Origin of the sequence: Bariatricus massiliensis, assembly GCF_900086725.1 — a bacterium.
Taxonomy (GTDB): domain Bacteria; phylum Bacillota; class Clostridia; order Lachnospirales; family Lachnospiraceae; genus Allocoprococcus; species Allocoprococcus massiliensis.
Genome location: NZ_LT574838.1, coordinates 53,162 through 67,473, shown reverse-complemented (window position 1 = coordinate 67,473; position 14,312 = coordinate 53,162). Strand labels below are relative to the sequence as shown.

The window sequence follows — 14,312 nt, the reverse complement described above, 5'->3', positions numbered from 1 at the left end:
GGAAAGACTTTCAACCCGGGAATTGTTTTCCCGGGTTGATTGTTATGTAACATAGGGGCCTAACCGTCGCAGCAGCATTTATCCAGCATAAGATGAAAAAGTTCTACATGACGCTGTTCGTCAAGTATAATGCGGTCTAATATTTCAACGATATCTGCATCGCGGATAATCTCGGATTGCCGGGTATATTTTTGAATGGCCGCCAACTCCCCTTTGATTGAATTTTCAATGAGTTCTTTGAGGCTGCGGGGATATGAGTTATAGGCCGGGGACCAATAACTTCTGCGGCGGTTCTGCATGCTCCACAGCCGGGGATCCAGACCCATTTGGGACGCCAGAGAGGCAAAGATGTGCAGATGATGCATTTCAACGACACTGATTTTATGGAAACATTCTGCAAGCTCTTCATAATCGGGATTCAAGATTACACTGTTATAAAAATACAGACAGACTGCCGACATCTCAGAATTGTCACTGCCGATGTTACTTAACATGGCATAGGCATAATCTGAGCAGCGGCATTCTGTCTGTATCGGTGGATAAGGCAGGTCGATTGTGACACTACATTCATTATTTGGAATCAGATTCATTAGCTGTCCTCCTCTTGATATTTTAATTGATACAGTAAAATCTTGTATCACTCTATGACGAATCAAGAGAAGTTATGCTAAAAAAATTAAACTAATTGGAACTGGCGGACTAAATCATTGAGCAGCTGTGCCTGAGCGGATAGTTCTTCACTGGCAGCTGCGCCTTCCTCGGCCGTAGCGGAGTTTGTATGTACAATTCCGGCAATATCTTCAATTCCCTGTTTAATCTGTGCAAGTGAGTCTGCTTGTTCAACAGAATCTTCAGAGATGCGGTCCACACTTTGTGTAACCTGCTGGACGCCCTCTACAACAGTAAATAGAGAATCGGCGGTCTCATGTGCAATCTTGATTCCTGTGTCGACGGAGAGCAGGGACTCTTTGATCAGTGCGGCAGTATCTTTGGAAGCGGTAGTACTTTTGTCGGCAAGGCTGCGCACTTCACCGGCCACCACTGCGAACCCCCTGCCTGCTTCGCCAGCCCTCGCGGCTTCAATTGTGGCGTTAAGTGCCAGAATGTTCGTCTGGAATGCAATATCTTCTATTGTACTGATTATACTGCCTATTTTCTTGGATTTTACTTTTATATCGGCCATGGCGTCCAGCATATCCTGCATGCGCTCACTGCTGTTTGAAAGCTCACCGGATATCATATCCGCTTTTTGACAGACTTTCTGAGAATTTTTTGCATTAAATATTACTTGTTCAGAGACTGCAGTGAGAGTGGTGGCCAGTTCTTCAATAGAGCTTGCCTGTTCTGCCGCCCCGCGGGAAAGATTCTGTGAGCCGTTGGAGACTTGTGCGCTTCCGTCTGCCACCTGCTCAGCCGCCTCGTTAATCTGGGTCATTGTGGCGTTGAGGTTATCCCGGATGAGACGCAGAGAGTTACGGATAGGCTCATAGTTGCCAATGTAAAGCTCAGGCTTTGCGGAGCGCACATGAAAATTGCCTTCGGAAAGCTCCTTCAAAATATATCCGATATCACGGATAATCTCATTTAGATTCTGGCTCATAGTTTTCATTGCGGAAGTCAGGCTTCCCAATTCGTCTTGGCTCTCATAAGTCAAAGACACATTCAAGTCGCCCTTTGCCATGGTATTGGCTGCGGTTTCGATCTCCTTGACGGGAGCTGTAATCGAGTGGGTGATATAAATACAGAGTATAATACTAATTACGAAGGAAATAGCACACATTATAATCAAGAGATAAGTGGTTGTAATCTGTGCGTTTGTAGTGGTATCCAGAAGTCTGGCGCTTGTATTTCCCGAGTAGGCAATAATCTCATTCAAATATTCAGAAGCCTTTGTAATGATAGGGAGGTAGTTTGCCTCCATATATTCAGAGGCTTCATTCTGTCTGCCCTCATCAATGAGCTGAAGTACTTGCCTGCGCTGAGGGGTCAGGTTCTTTAGCTCCGCACTCATCTTATCGACTAATTCCTTGTCGCCCAGAAATAACTCTTTAATGATTGGAAGCTGTTCAGATACTTTATTATAATCTTGCTCCATATCTTCAAGCGCAGTTTTGATTGTAGAGGTATCATTGGAAGAGATAGCCCTGAATATATTCTTCTGCAGGCTTTCCAGATACGTGGCTGCCGTGTTGCCCGCTTTGACAACAGGAAATGGATGCTCACAATATGTTGTCAGCTCTGTCCTTACCTTATTCAAGCTGACTAGTCCTGCCACGGTAGAAAAGAAAAATAAGAGTAAGACGACAGCAAAAGAGAAAAGCAGTTTTTTACGTACTTTGAAATTCTTCATTTTTATCCTCACTTAATTTAGAATGATATGGCTTTATTATACATAAATTACTAGTAAAAGGGAAGTAGTTCTTATGGAAGCCATTGCTATAATATTTACAGCAATGGCGGTATACGTCAGATAAATATTTCATAAACGCCCAGTCCGACAAGGATTAGGCCGGACAGCGGGTCAGCAGCCCAGCGGATGGTCTTGAAAAATGTGGATTCACCAAGTTGATTGCCGAGTGTTAAGAACAACATAGATACTGCAAGTGTCAGGACAGCGGTGGGGAAAAGCTCCACCCCCGTTATGCTGGCGCCGATACCCATGCCGATGTTATTGATGGAGAGGGCAAGGCCCAGAAGCACGGCATCTTTCATGGGGAGCAGATGTCTGTCCGGAGGGAGTTCGGTCATTTTAATATCGCAAGTAGATTCCTCGGAGCAGTCTGGAAGTTCTGCCGCTGATAGGGCAGAGATTCTCATCAGTTTGTTCTTATGGCTTTCTTTTATTCGTATGATTATGGATTTAATGATATAGTACAAGCCCAGCAGTATCAGGATAATACTGCCCGATATCTGTGCGGCTTTCTTCGGCAGCAGCGGGGCCAGTGTCAGCCCGGCAGATATGGAGATGACAGTCCCGGCCAAGGTAATCAAACTGATGACCATATTTCTGAACAGAGAGATATGATCTTTTTTTATGCCGCAGGACATTCCTACAATGAAAGTATCCATATTGGCAGAAAGGGCAAACAGAAGGGATGATATTAGGTGCATAGGAGACTCCTGTGATTGGATAAAATCCTTATTTCTTTTACTATATTCAAAAATAATCATCTTGTTGAAAAGTAAATGGCGCAAAGCACCGCTTCCTTTTCTGCGTTTGTGGTATAATGATTGCACATACGTGCAATCAAAGGCAATTGCATTGCCTTTCTGCCGCCTTAGCGGCATATTATACCGGCAAGCCACCACTTGAAAAGTAAATGGCGCAAAGCGCCGCTTCCTTTTCTACGTTTGTGGTATAATAATAGATAATTATGTAAAGGAGGGCTTTATGGATACGAGAAGGGAGTATTTGAAAAGGAAAAGAAGACGCGGGGATACCGGTAAAAAGTGGGTGATACCTGTAACGGTTCTTGCTGTGCTTATTTTAGGTGCGGGAGGATTTTTTGTATGGCAGGGCATGAGAAATCGTCCGGTTCCGGAGGAAACTGCAAAGAAATATTTTAAAATGTTGAACGACAAAAAGTATGAGCAGATGTATGGACTGTTGACGGATGCTTCAAAGAAATCGATAAGCAGGAGTGATTTTGTGGAACGCAACGAGAAGATATATGAGGGAGTTGGCGCCACGGATATTCACATTGAATTTGCGGAAAAGGAATCATCCTCCTCAAAGGACACAGAAGTAATAACTTACAGTACGGTGATGGAGACGTCCGCAGGCAGTGTCGATTTTGACAATCAGATGACGCTCGTCAAGAATAAAGATAAAGAATACAGAATAGAATGGGATTCTACGCTGATTTTTCCGGCCCTTGAGGATGATTATAAGGTGCGTGTGGAGACCCGCACGGCACGGCGCGGAAATATTTACGACCGGAAAGGGACGGCGCTTGCCACGCAGGGAAATGTCTCGGAAGTGGGATTGGTTCCGGGTAAAATGGGGAGTGACAGAGAGGCTGATATCCAGAGAATTGCTGAGATTTTAGATATGACGGCGGAGGGGATTGAGAAAAGTCTGGGGGCGTCTTATGTAAAAGATGATACCTTTGTACCTTTAAAACAGATTGCTGAGGGAGATGAGGATAGGGCGGAACAATTGCTTCAGATTCCCGGCATTTTGATTAACAGCGTAATCGGAAGGGTCTATCCGCTGGGTGCAGCGGCAGGACATTTGACGGGATATATTCAGCCGGTCACGGCAGAGGATCTAGAGGAACTAGAGGGACAAGGCTATCATGCCAATAGTGTAATCGGCAGGACAGGACTTGAGGCTGCATTTGAGCAAGAGCTTCGGGCAGTGGATGGCGCGGAGATCAATATCGTGGACGGAGAAGGAAATTTGGTGGAGAATTTAGCTACGCAGGGGCCAAAGGATGGGAAGGATGTTTATGTGACCATCGATGCATCCCTACAGCGGACAGCCTATGAAGAGTTCGCCTCTGACCCGGGCGCCGCTGCGGCTATGAATCCAAAGACAGGGGAAGTACTTGCACTTGTGAGTACCCCCGGATATGACCCGAATGAATTTATCATGGGAATGTCGGGACGGCGCTGGGATGAATTGAGTAATGCGGAAGATAAGCCGCTCACAAACCGTTTTAAAAGTGCGTGGGTACCCGGTTCTACCTTTAAAGCGATTACCGCCGCAATCGGTGTCGACAGCGGACTCTTAGATCCACAGGAAAATTTGGGGGATGTGGGGTTGAGCTGGCAGAAGGATGAAAGCTGGGGAAATTATTTTGTGACAACATTGGTGGGCTATGGGGAGCCGGTCAATCTGGAAAATGCATTTATAAACTCTGATAATATTTATTTCGCAAGGGCGGCATTAAATATAGGAGCAGACACATTGACAAAGGGATTCAAGAAATTTGGATTTGATGAGAAAATGCCTTTTGAGCTAAGCCTTTCAGCGTCTACTTATGACGATGACAACAAGATTGATTCCGATATTCAGCTTGCGGATACTGGCTATGGACAGGGGAAACTGCTTGTAAATCCCGTTCACCTACTCTCCATGTACAGCCTTTTCGTAAATGACGGAAACATGATTCAGCCCACACTGTCGATGGAGGCGGATAATCAGGGACAAATATGGAAAGAGAAGGCCGTGTCGGCAGAAACGGCACAGACAGTGAAGAGTGGATTGATTCAGGTGATTGAAAATCCGGTGGGTACCGGAGCGGAAGCCAGACTGGAAGGATTATCCATGCTTGGTAAGACAGGGACAGCAGAGATTAAGGAGAGTCAAGGAGAATCGGATGGCGTAGAAAGAGGCTGGTTCATCTGTGAGACGACAGAAGAAATAGAAAAGCCGGTGGCTGTTGTCGGCATGGTGGAAGATGTGAAGGATAAGGGCGGCAGCCATTATGTCACAGGAAAGGTAAGGAATATCGTGTCCGCGTATGAAGGGAAATAATCGGTTTTCGAAAGTATTTCCTCTCCATGGGGCGCATACATTGTTAGGGATGGAGCGTTCGAGGGTGGATTATGCGCAAATATATTATTTCACCGCGGGGGATTGCGGCAGAGATTATACTTTTATTACTGGTTCTGGGAATCTGTTATGTCCAGAGGCAAAATGAATTTGAACATACAGTAGAAACCGCTGGAGGAAAGATAAAACAGGAGACGGCTTCTGAGGGAAAGGAAAAGCAAGATTACATTAAGTGGGTAGAATTCAATGTCACATATGAGGCTATGAATCAGGCTTATCAATTTGACGTAGACACATATGGTGAGGCGGTTCATCTGAAATGGGTGGAGCTTCTGGCATATTTAGGAGCAAAATACGGTGGTGACTTTACAAGTTATCAGGCGTCGGATATGGAGCAGCTGGCTGAAAAACTTCTGGCAGAAGAGACGACGATGGAAGAGGCCACAAAGGATATGCAGTATTATGCTTATTATAGGCAGGCTTATGGAGCGGTACTGGACGGTATGGTGGGCGAATATAAAATCGAAAGGCCGGCAGGCGGGGAGGAATCCAACGATACTGGTACGACAGAATGGAAAGCTTACTATGGGCTGAAGGCATTCAATCCTATTGCCAAGACATTTCCCTATACTGATTATGATGATTTTGGTGTATCCAGAAGCTATGGTTATCGAAGGAACCACTTGGGACATGACATGATGGGGCAGGTGGGAACTCCAGTCATTGCGGTAGAGTCAGGATATGTGTCCATGCTTGGCTGGAACCAATATGGAGGCTGGCGAATCGGAATCAATAGTTTTGATGGGAAGCGTTATTACTACTATGCACACTTGCGGCAGAACCGTCCTTACGCAGAAGGACTTAAAGAGGGAGACGTAGTGCAGGCGGGAGATGTGATTGGATATATAGGCAGAACCGGATACAGCTCGGAGGAAAATGTAAATAATATCGATGAGTATCATCTGCACTTTGGACTGCAGCTTATTTTTGATGAATCTCAGAGAGAAGGGAACAACGAAATATGGGTAAACGGGTATCAGCTTGTCAGATTCCTCTCTCAGAACCGCTCTGAGGTGAAGCGCAATGATGATACGAAGGAGTGGACACGGAAATACAAGATAAAGGACCCTGCGGCGGAGTCATACATAAAAAGCCAGACCGAAGGTAAGAAATAAATAGCAAATAAAAAATGTTGTCATATGATAAGGATAAAGAAAATAATGAAGAGGAAATTATGTTTTTTATCAATTCAGATGATGGGGTGAAACTGGCGGTATATGTATTGAATCCACAGTGTGAGAGGACGGTTTTTTTACTGCACGGATGGCCTCTCTCCCATGAAATGTATGAATATCAGGTCAATCTTTTAGTGAAACATAATTATCGTGTAATACTTATGGACATCAGAGGGTTTGGAAATTCGGATGCACCCGCATGTGGGTATAGTTTCGATACTTTGGCCGCTGATGTTTACCGAGTTGTCCGCTATATGGGGTTGTATCATTTTATACTTGTTGGGTTTTCAATGGGCGGTGCAATCGTGCTTCGCTATATGAACAATTATCGGGCATATGGTGTCAGAAAGCTGATTCTATTGGCCGCTGCTGCGCCGAGCTGGACACGGAGGCCGGGATATCCGTACGGATTGACTCGGGAATATGTGGATGGCTTGATTGAACAGGCAGAGACGGACCGTCCGCAGCTGGCACGGGACTTTAGCCATAAACAGCTGTTTGCCAGCCCCCAGAGTGAAGCAGTAAAAGACTGGTTCGAGGATATCGCCCTTTCTGCTTCTGGTATTGGTACGGTGCAGGCAGCGTTCTCACTCCGTGATGAGGACGGGAGAAAAGACTTATTAAGCGTGAATGTGCCAACCACGATTATCCACGGATGCAAAGATACGGTTGTATCAAATGAGCTGGCAGAAATTCAGCATGACAGCATACCGGGGTCTAAATTATATCAATTGGAGAATAGCGGTCATGGAATTGTCTACGACGAATTGGAAAGATTCAACCACATTTTTCTAAAAGAGGTTTCTCTCGGCTAGATTATACAAGAAATGTGTGAATTTCAACAGTTTTCTTGTGCCGCCGCCAGTCATTTGCTAAAATTAGTAAATGATAACATATCAGGAGATGAGGATGCGGTATGAGAAAAAAGTTGTTGAGGGATAAAAAAGGATTTACGTTAGTGGAACTGATAGTGGTTCTGGTAATATTGGCAATTTTAATTGCCTTACTTGTGCCAGCGTTGACGGGCTATATAGATAAGGCAAGAAAGAAGACGAAGATAGCGGAATGCAGGCTGGTAGTAGAAGCTGCACAGACGTGCCTTTCTGAAATGTATGGTGCGGCGGAAGGAACAGAGCTGGCAGATTTGAGCACATCTTTGAATCAGGCGGATACGATTAATGCAATATTGAATTTGGCGGAGGTTCCGGGAGAATTAAAAGGCAGCATAATTGTTGGGGAAAAAGCAGTGATTGCGCAGCTTCTTTATGTGGCTACGGACGGAACGGAAGTAAATTATAAAAAGGACCATGAGCCGCAGTATTGGATAGAGGATGGAAATGCTAAGTATTCCAGCGACGCGCCGGGATATTTACAGTGGGTCTCTGACCAGAAGCTGGACAGCTATGACGTTGCTGCCTTTCTTGATGAGGAAGGAAACATAAAAAAGGAATACGAAAAGTATTTTGGGAATGGTATTAACGGAAATATACAACATTTAAGTAAACGGCTGCAGGCGGCGTATCAGGAGAAATATGGTGGATTTCCGGCAGTTGATTGGAGTCAGATAGATCTGCAGGGAATACAAGACTCGAATAAACTGGGCGAGGCAGTTTGGAAACCAATAGTAACGCAGGACAATAAACAGATTCTTGTTGCTGACAAAAAAGGCGGTACTGGAAATGCACAGGCGGCAGTTATTTATTATGATGGAAAATATTATTATCATAAACATTCAGAAGCTTCTCCCAATAAAGTTTCTTATGGCTTTGTTGATGACATTAAATTTACAATAGATGATTTGCTGAAAGAAGATGGTGAATGGGCTCCAGTTAAATAAATTTTCGATCCAAAAAGACACGACCATGCTGTGGCCGTGTCTTTTATTAATAATTGTATTCTCTTTAATCCAGTTCTTTGATACCCGAAATATCAGAATCAATTACCAAAGAATAGTTGGTATAGTACACTACGAAACCGGGTTTGCCGCCATTCGGCTTTTTGACGTGCTTTTTTTCAACGTAATCTATTTCCACCTTCTGGGAGTTGGAATTTTTGGAGTAATGGGCGGCCAGCCTTCCCGCCTCTTCGAAGGTGCGGTCAGGCAGTTCGTCACCTTCACTTTTGACAATCACATGAGAGCCGGGGGCGCCTTTTGCGTGGAACCACCAGTCGTTTCCATTTGCAAAGTGAAAGGTCAGTTCGTCGTTCTGCAGGTTATTTTTCCCTACATACATGTGGTAACCGTCGGAGGAGAGGTAATGTAAAGGTTTGCTGGTTATTTTCACCTTTTTCTTTGTGAACTTCCGGCGGATGTATCCGGACTCTGTCAACTCTTCTTTTATCTGCACCAAATCCTCTTCGCCCCGGGCGATATCAAGAGCGGCGCTTATCGATTCCAGATAAGTGATTTCGTCATGGGTCTCTTCTATCAAGGAAGTCAAAGCCTCAAAAGTCCGCTTCTGTTTATTATACTTATCAAAATACTTTTGTGCGTTCTCCTGAGGTGTCTTGTTTGAATCAAGAGGAATTTTAATCATCTCGTTTGTATAGTAATTCAAAGCTTCCAGCTCTTTTGCGCCCTCTTTCAGATTATACCCGTAAGTGTGGAGAAGCTCCCCGTATACTTTATATTTTTCACGGTTCAGTGTATCCTTTAACTGCTTTTGCTGTAAATCGTATTTTTTGCGATTCCTCTCCAGAGCGGTTTGGACAATACGCCGTAAATCGGCAGATTTTTGACGGATACGGGTAATGGCGTCTCTGGAGGCATAGTAGGTTTTCAGTACCTGAGATATGGAATCCATAGTTTCCTTCCTGTAGTCGGAAAAGTGGGTCAAAGGCAGTGATGAGAATTCTTTCGGTTCTGTCCCGCTATAATAAATGCAGGGGGTGAATTCGTTGTTTTTCACCTGTTCAAAATAATAGGTAAACTGTCGATACAGATGCGACAGTAAGTCCGTGTCCAACTCTTTTGGAGAAATATCGGAATCCATTCCTGCCAAATAACAGATTTCCTCAGCCACGACAGGACTGACCCCGGTAAAACTGCTGTAGATTGCTTTGCCGAGCGGCATGGGCTTTGTAGTGAGCTCCTCGATAAAAGCATCCTGTCCCACCGTCAAAGGGTCTTCTTTTTTCATGGTATCAGGTATGAAATAGGTTCTTCCCGGAAGCACCTCCCTGACAGAACTCATCTGGGCAGATACATGTTTGATACTGTCGATAATCATTCCTTCATGATTGCAGAAAATGATGTTGCTGTGTTTGCCCATAATTTCCACGATTAAAGTCTTGCGGCACAGATCGCCCAGCTCGTCCAGATGCTCGATGTCGATGTGGATAATACGCTCCAGCTTTGGCTGAGAGATAGCAACAATTCTCCCGTTGTTGATATATTTTCTCAAAAGCATACAAAAATTCGGCGCGGTCATGGGACTCGGCTTATTTTCCTGCGTCAGATAGATGAGAGGAAGAGAGGCGCTGGCGGAAATGCACAGGCGGAGCTGCCGGGAGGGGGTCTTGATTGTAAGAAGAAGCTCGTCGGCTTCCGGCTGCGCTATTTTATTGATTCTCCCGTCTAGAATAGTATCGTTCAATTCTTTTACAATATTTGCAATGGTAATTCCATCAAAAGCCATAATAAAACCTCATTTCGTTTGTTTCATATAGTTTATCACAAGTAGGCTGACAGTGGAAGGAGAAGTTTGCCCTCTGCTGTTGACGTGATATATCAAATGAATTATAATGAAATACAGTGAAAAAGGCCGTGCGCGGCATTAAGAAGAGGGTAAATCAGATGATAAAAAGTATGACAGGCTTTGGGCGCTGTGAAGTGTCTGAGGCAGAACGCAAGTTTACAGTAGAAATGAAAGGAGTGAACCACCGTTACTTAGACGTAAATATCCGGATGCCGAAGAAGTTGAATTTTTTTGAGACATCCATTCGCAGCCTGCTGAAGAAGTATGTGCAGAGAGGCAAAGTAGATATTTTTATCACATACGAGGACATGTCGGAAAGTCAAGTCTCATTAAAATATAACCAGACTTTGGCTACCGAATATATAGAATATTTTAAAAGAATGAGGGATGAGTTCAGCCTTGACAATGACATGAGAGTGTCCACATTGGCCAGATGTCCTGAGGTCCTGACGATGGAAGAGCAGGTAGTGGATGAAGAGGAGCTTTGGAGTGGGCTTAAGAAGGCTCTGGAAGGCGCTTGTACTCAGTTCGTTGAGACAAGAGAAGCAGAAGGAGAGAACCTGAAGAAGGATATTATCGCTAAGCTTGACGGAATGCTGGAAAGCGTTTCCTATATCGAAGAGCGTTCTCCGCAGATTATCTCAGAATATAGAAGTAAATTGGAAGCGAAAGTGAAGGAACTGCTTTCAGATACTCAGCTGGATGAGGGCAGAATTGCCGCGGAAGTTGTTATATTCGCAGACAAAATCTGCACGGATGAGGAGATTGTACGCTTGAAAAGCCATATTAAACATATGAAAGAGACGTTCGCGTCAGAGGAAGGAATCGGACGCAAGCTTGACTTTATCGCACAGGAGATGAACAGAGAGGCCAATACGATTTTATCTAAGGCCAACGACATGGAAGTCTCCAATCATGCCATTGATTTAAAGACAGAAATAGAAAAAGTCAGAGAACAGATTCAGAATATTGAATAAAGCTTTGAAAAATGGAAATGTTTGTGATAAAATGAATATTCATTCTATATCAAAGTCAGGAGTGCGGTTGAAATATGAATAACAAAGGAATTCTCATTGTAGTCTCCGGTTTCTCCGGAGCGGGGAAAGGAACACTTATGAAAGCATTGATGGAGCGGTATGACAATTATGCTCTTTCCATCTCTGCTACCACAAGGAATCCCAGAAATGGAGAGGCTGACGGAAGAGAATATTTCTTTCGGACTGTGGAAGAATTTGAAAAAATGATTGCGCAGGAAGAACTTATAGAGTATGCTAAGTACGTAGATAATTACTACGGAACGCCGAAGGCGTATGTGATGGAGCAGCTGCAGGCCGGAAAGGATGTTGTTCTGGAGATTGAGATTCAGGGGGCCTTGAAGGTAAAAGAGAAGTTTCCGGATACATTACTGCTGTTCGTGACGCCGCCAAGTGCCGAGGAACTAAAGCGTAGGCTTATTGGCAGAGGGACAGAGACGATGGACGTAATCAAGTCCAGACTGGAGCGTGCCGTGGAAGAGTCCCAAGGCATGGATAAGTACGATTATTTGGTGAATAATGATGATTTTGAGACCTGTGTGCAGGAGATGCACAGGATTATTCAAGCCGAACATGACAGAGTTTTCCGCAATGGAGACTTTATCAGCAGAATAAGAAAAGAATTAGAGGCAATGGGAAAGGAGCAATAATCATGTTACATCCATCTTATACAGATTTGATGCAGGTAGTAAATCAGGACGTGGAAGAGGGCGCCACAAAGATTGTCAACAGCCGTTATTCTATCGTTCTTGCGACAGCAAAGAGGGCAAGACAGCTCATCGACGGGGAGATGCCCCTTGTAGGCACTAAATCAGGGGAGAAACCGCTTTCCGTAGCTATTGATGAACTGAACAACGGGAAAATTAAGATTGTTGCAGAAGATACAGAAAATTAAGAATGAGAATAAGGGAGGCAGATGCAGATTGTTGTATCTGCCTTGCTGAGTATATAGGAGAAACTGTTTATGAATGTATTATTCATTTCGCTTGGGTGTGATAAGAATCTTGTGGACACGGAAGTGATGCTTGGGATACTTGCAGCCAATGGGCATCAGATGACTGACGACGAGACGCAGGCGGACATTGTTGTTGTCAACACCTGCTGTTTTATACATGATGCAAAGGAAGAAAGTATACAAAGCATTTTGGAGATGGCAGAGCTTAAAAAGGGCGGTAGATTAAAGGCGCTGATTGTGACGGGATGCCTTGCGCAGCGATATCAATCCGAGATATTGGAGGAGATTCCGGAAGTGGACGCAGTACTTGGAACTACGTCTTATGAAGAGATAGGAAAAGTTATCGAGGGAATCTTAAGCGAGAGCCCCATGGAGCGGGGTGACGCGAAGCTGACGATGAAGGATATCGATTATCTGCCGGAGGTGGACACAAGAAGGCTTGTGACAACGGGAGGACATTTTGCTTACCTTAAGATAGCAGAAGGCTGCGATAAGCACTGCACATACTGTATTATTCCGAAAATCAGAGGGAATTTCCGGAGTGTACCTATGGAGCATCTGATTGAGGAGGCGGAGCAGCTTGCCGAAGAGGGTGTCAAAGAACTGATTCTGGTAGCGCAGGAGACTACGCTCTATGGGGTCGATATCTATGGAGAAAAGAAGCTTCCAGAACTGCTCAGGAGACTCTCTGCAATCAGCGGCCTGCGGTGGATTCGGATTCTATACTGTTATCCGGAGGAGATAACGGAGGAACTGATTCAAGTAATAAAGGAAGAACCGAAAGTCTGCCATTATCTGGACTTGCCAATCCAGCATGCTAACGATGAGATACTAAAGCGTATGGGAAGAAGGACATCCAAGCAGCAGTTGAAAGACATTATCGGCAGGCTTCAGGAGGAGATCCCGGATATCACGCTTAGGACAACACTGATTACCGGTTTTCCGGGTGAGACACAGGAGCAGCATGAAGAGCTGATGGATTTCGTCGATGAGATGGAATTCGACAGGCTGGGAGTATTTACATACTCTCCGGAGGAAGATACGCCGGCCGCACAGATGCCGGAGCAAATACAGGAGGACGTCAAGGCAGAGCGTCAGGCAGAGCTGATGGAACTTCAACAGGACATCGTGTTTGAACAGGCTGAAGAGATGATAGGCAGGGAAATGCTGGTCATGATCGAAGGAAAGGTAGCGGATGAAAATGCCTATGTAGGAAGGACCTACAGGGATGCGCCTAACGTTGACGGACTTATATTTGTAAATACGGACGAGGAGCTGATGTCCGGAGATTTTGCTAAAGTCAAAGTGATTGGCGCGACGGAATATGATTTGATAGGAGAATTGATATGAATTTACCAAATAAGCTGACGGTTTTGAGAGTGATTATGATTCCATTTTTTGTGGTATTTATGTTGTTTGATATTTCAGGAGCGCCTGATAAGTGGATTGCTTTGGCGATATTCTGTGTGGCCAGCTTTACGGATCTGCTGGATGGAAAGATTGCCAGAAAGTATAATCTGGTGACTAACTTTGGAAAGTTCATGGATCCGCTGGCGGACAAGCTTCTCGTCTGTACTGCGATGATTTGTCTTGTATCTATGAATAAATTGAATGTAATTGTGGTAATTATTATTATTGCCAGAGAATTTATTATCAGCGGTTTCCGGCTTGTCGCGTCCGACAGCGGCATTGTCATAGCTGCCAGCTACTGGGGAAAGTTCAAAACGGTGTCTCAGATGGCCATGATTATTGTGTTGATTGCCGATTTGGGCGATGTGTTTGCGGTGATTGGGACGGTTCTCGTATGGGTATCCTTGATACTTACGATAATATCACTGATAGATTATGTGGCAAAGAATAAACAGGTGCTGACACAGGGAGGAATGTAAA

Annotated in this window: 13 protein-coding genes; 9 read left to right on the top strand and 4 right to left on the bottom strand. The window is 44.6% G+C overall.

Annotation, left to right across the window (positions count from 1 at the left end; genetic code table 11):
- Nucleotides 1-59: 59 nt before the first annotated feature.
- The 3 genes from BN6465_RS12050 to BN6465_RS12040 form a co-directional block, all read right to left on the bottom strand.
- On the bottom strand, nucleotides 60-590 hold the full coding sequence (locus BN6465_RS12050) for a ferritin-like domain-containing protein (protein ID WP_066735552.1): 531 nt from the start codon (nucleotides 588-590) through the stop codon (nucleotides 60-62).
- Between the two features lie 86 nt (nucleotides 591-676).
- Nucleotides 677-2,350, bottom strand: a complete 1,674-nt coding sequence (locus BN6465_RS12045; RefSeq protein ID WP_066735550.1) for a methyl-accepting chemotaxis protein — start codon at nucleotides 2,348-2,350, stop codon at nucleotides 677-679.
- Between the two features lie 116 nt (nucleotides 2,351-2,466).
- Complete coding sequence (locus tag BN6465_RS12040) at nucleotides 2,467-3,171, bottom strand: manganese efflux pump (RefSeq protein WP_242868075.1); 705 nt, start codon at nucleotides 3,169-3,171, stop codon at nucleotides 2,467-2,469.
- A 220-nt stretch (nucleotides 3,172-3,391) separates the two neighbouring features.
- Between BN6465_RS12040 and BN6465_RS12035 the strand changes: the two genes are divergently transcribed.
- The 4 genes from BN6465_RS12035 (at nucleotide 3,392) to BN6465_RS12020 (ending at nucleotide 8,572) form a co-directional block, all read left to right on the top strand.
- Nucleotides 3,392-5,482 carry a penicillin-binding transpeptidase domain-containing protein gene (locus BN6465_RS12035; RefSeq protein ID WP_066735545.1) on the top strand — a complete coding sequence of 697 codons (2,091 nt, stop codon included), beginning with the start codon at nucleotides 3,392-3,394 and terminating at the stop codon, nucleotides 5,480-5,482.
- A 71-nt stretch (nucleotides 5,483-5,553) separates the two neighbouring features.
- Nucleotides 5,554-6,675 (top strand): M23 family metallopeptidase, encoded by a 1,122-nt coding sequence (locus tag BN6465_RS12030; protein WP_066735538.1) that lies wholly within the window; start codon nucleotides 5,554-5,556, stop codon nucleotides 6,673-6,675.
- Nucleotides 6,676-6,734: 59 nt separating this feature from the next.
- Nucleotides 6,735-7,550 carry an alpha/beta fold hydrolase gene (locus tag BN6465_RS12025; RefSeq protein WP_066738639.1) on the top strand — a complete coding sequence of 272 codons (816 nt, stop codon included), beginning with the start codon at nucleotides 6,735-6,737 and terminating at the stop codon, nucleotides 7,548-7,550.
- 101 nt (nucleotides 7,551-7,651) lie between these two features.
- Entirely contained in the window at nucleotides 7,652-8,572 is a 921-nt protein-coding gene (locus tag BN6465_RS12020; RefSeq protein ID WP_066735533.1) for a type II secretion system protein, read from the top strand.
- Between the two features lie 64 nt (nucleotides 8,573-8,636).
- On the opposite strand, the gene BN6465_RS12015 is transcribed toward BN6465_RS12020, so the two are convergent.
- A complete protein-coding gene (locus BN6465_RS12015) occupies nucleotides 8,637-10,373 on the bottom strand; it encodes an Rqc2 family fibronectin-binding protein (RefSeq protein ID WP_066735531.1) in 1,737 nt (578 codons plus the stop codon).
- Nucleotides 10,374-10,531: 158 nt separating this feature from the next.
- On the opposite strand from BN6465_RS12015, the gene BN6465_RS12010 reads away from it, so the two are divergent.
- The 5 genes from BN6465_RS12010 to pgsA all read left to right on the top strand — a co-directional run bounded on the left by BN6465_RS12010 (nucleotide 10,532) and on the right by pgsA (nucleotide 14,311).
- Entirely contained in the window at nucleotides 10,532-11,410 is an 879-nt protein-coding gene (locus tag BN6465_RS12010; protein ID WP_066735528.1) for a YicC/YloC family endoribonuclease, read from the top strand.
- Between the two features lie 74 nt (nucleotides 11,411-11,484).
- The gene (gene gmk, locus BN6465_RS12005; protein WP_066735525.1) at nucleotides 11,485-12,117 is read left to right on the top strand and encodes a guanylate kinase; all 633 of its coding nucleotides are present in this window, start codon (nucleotides 11,485-11,487) and stop codon (nucleotides 12,115-12,117) included.
- Nucleotides 12,118-12,119: 2 nt separating this feature from the next.
- Nucleotides 12,120-12,362: a DNA-directed RNA polymerase subunit omega gene (gene rpoZ, locus BN6465_RS12000; RefSeq protein ID WP_066735522.1), complete on the top strand. Its 243-nt coding sequence runs from the start codon at nucleotides 12,120-12,122 to the stop codon at nucleotides 12,360-12,362.
- A gap of 69 nt (nucleotides 12,363-12,431) precedes the next feature.
- Nucleotides 12,432-13,772 carry a 30S ribosomal protein S12 methylthiotransferase RimO gene (gene rimO, locus BN6465_RS11995; RefSeq protein ID WP_066735520.1) on the top strand — a complete coding sequence of 447 codons (1,341 nt, stop codon included), beginning with the start codon at nucleotides 12,432-12,434 and terminating at the stop codon, nucleotides 13,770-13,772.
- Nucleotides 13,769-14,311 (top strand): CDP-diacylglycerol--glycerol-3-phosphate 3-phosphatidyltransferase, encoded by a 543-nt coding sequence (pgsA, locus tag BN6465_RS11990; protein WP_066735518.1) that lies wholly within the window; start codon nucleotides 13,769-13,771, stop codon nucleotides 14,309-14,311. Before rimO ends, pgsA begins: the two co-directional genes overlap by 4 nt.
- Nucleotide 14,312 lies beyond the last annotated feature (1 nt).

What these genes read in the sequence shown, in the direction of transcription:
- BN6465_RS12025 (WP_066738639.1), top strand. Translation starts at nt 6,735, where the DNA reads ATGTTTTTTATCAATTCAGATGATGGGGTGAAACTGGCGGTATATGTA.
- BN6465_RS12015 (WP_066735531.1), bottom strand. Translation starts at nt 10,373, where the DNA reads ATGGCTTTTGATGGAATTACCATTGCAAATATTGTAAAAGAATTGAAC.
- BN6465_RS12045 (WP_066735550.1), bottom strand. Translation starts at nt 2,350, where the DNA reads ATGAAGAATTTCAAAGTACGTAAAAAACTGCTTTTCTCTTTTGCTGTC.
- BN6465_RS12050 (WP_066735552.1), bottom strand. Translation starts at nt 590, where the DNA reads ATGAATCTGATTCCAAATAATGAATGTAGTGTCACAATCGACCTGCCT.
- BN6465_RS12010 (WP_066735528.1), top strand. Translation starts at nt 10,532, where the DNA reads ATGATAAAAAGTATGACAGGCTTTGGGCGCTGTGAAGTGTCTGAGGCA.
- pgsA (WP_066735518.1), top strand. Translation starts at nt 13,769, where the DNA reads ATGAATTTACCAAATAAGCTGACGGTTTTGAGAGTGATTATGATTCCA.
- rimO (WP_066735520.1), top strand. Translation starts at nt 12,432, where the DNA reads ATGAATGTATTATTCATTTCGCTTGGGTGTGATAAGAATCTTGTGGAC.
- BN6465_RS12020 (WP_066735533.1), top strand. Translation starts at nt 7,652, where the DNA reads ATGAGAAAAAAGTTGTTGAGGGATAAAAAAGGATTTACGTTAGTGGAA.
- gmk (WP_066735525.1), top strand. Translation starts at nt 11,485, where the DNA reads ATGAATAACAAAGGAATTCTCATTGTAGTCTCCGGTTTCTCCGGAGCG.
- rpoZ (WP_066735522.1), top strand. Translation starts at nt 12,120, where the DNA reads ATGTTACATCCATCTTATACAGATTTGATGCAGGTAGTAAATCAGGAC.
- BN6465_RS12030 (WP_066735538.1), top strand. Translation starts at nt 5,554, where the DNA reads ATGCGCAAATATATTATTTCACCGCGGGGGATTGCGGCAGAGATTATA.
- BN6465_RS12035 (WP_066735545.1), top strand. Translation starts at nt 3,392, where the DNA reads ATGGATACGAGAAGGGAGTATTTGAAAAGGAAAAGAAGACGCGGGGAT.
- BN6465_RS12040 (WP_242868075.1), bottom strand. Translation starts at nt 3,171, where the DNA reads ATGATTATTTTTGAATATAGTAAAAGAAATAAGGATTTTATCCAATCA.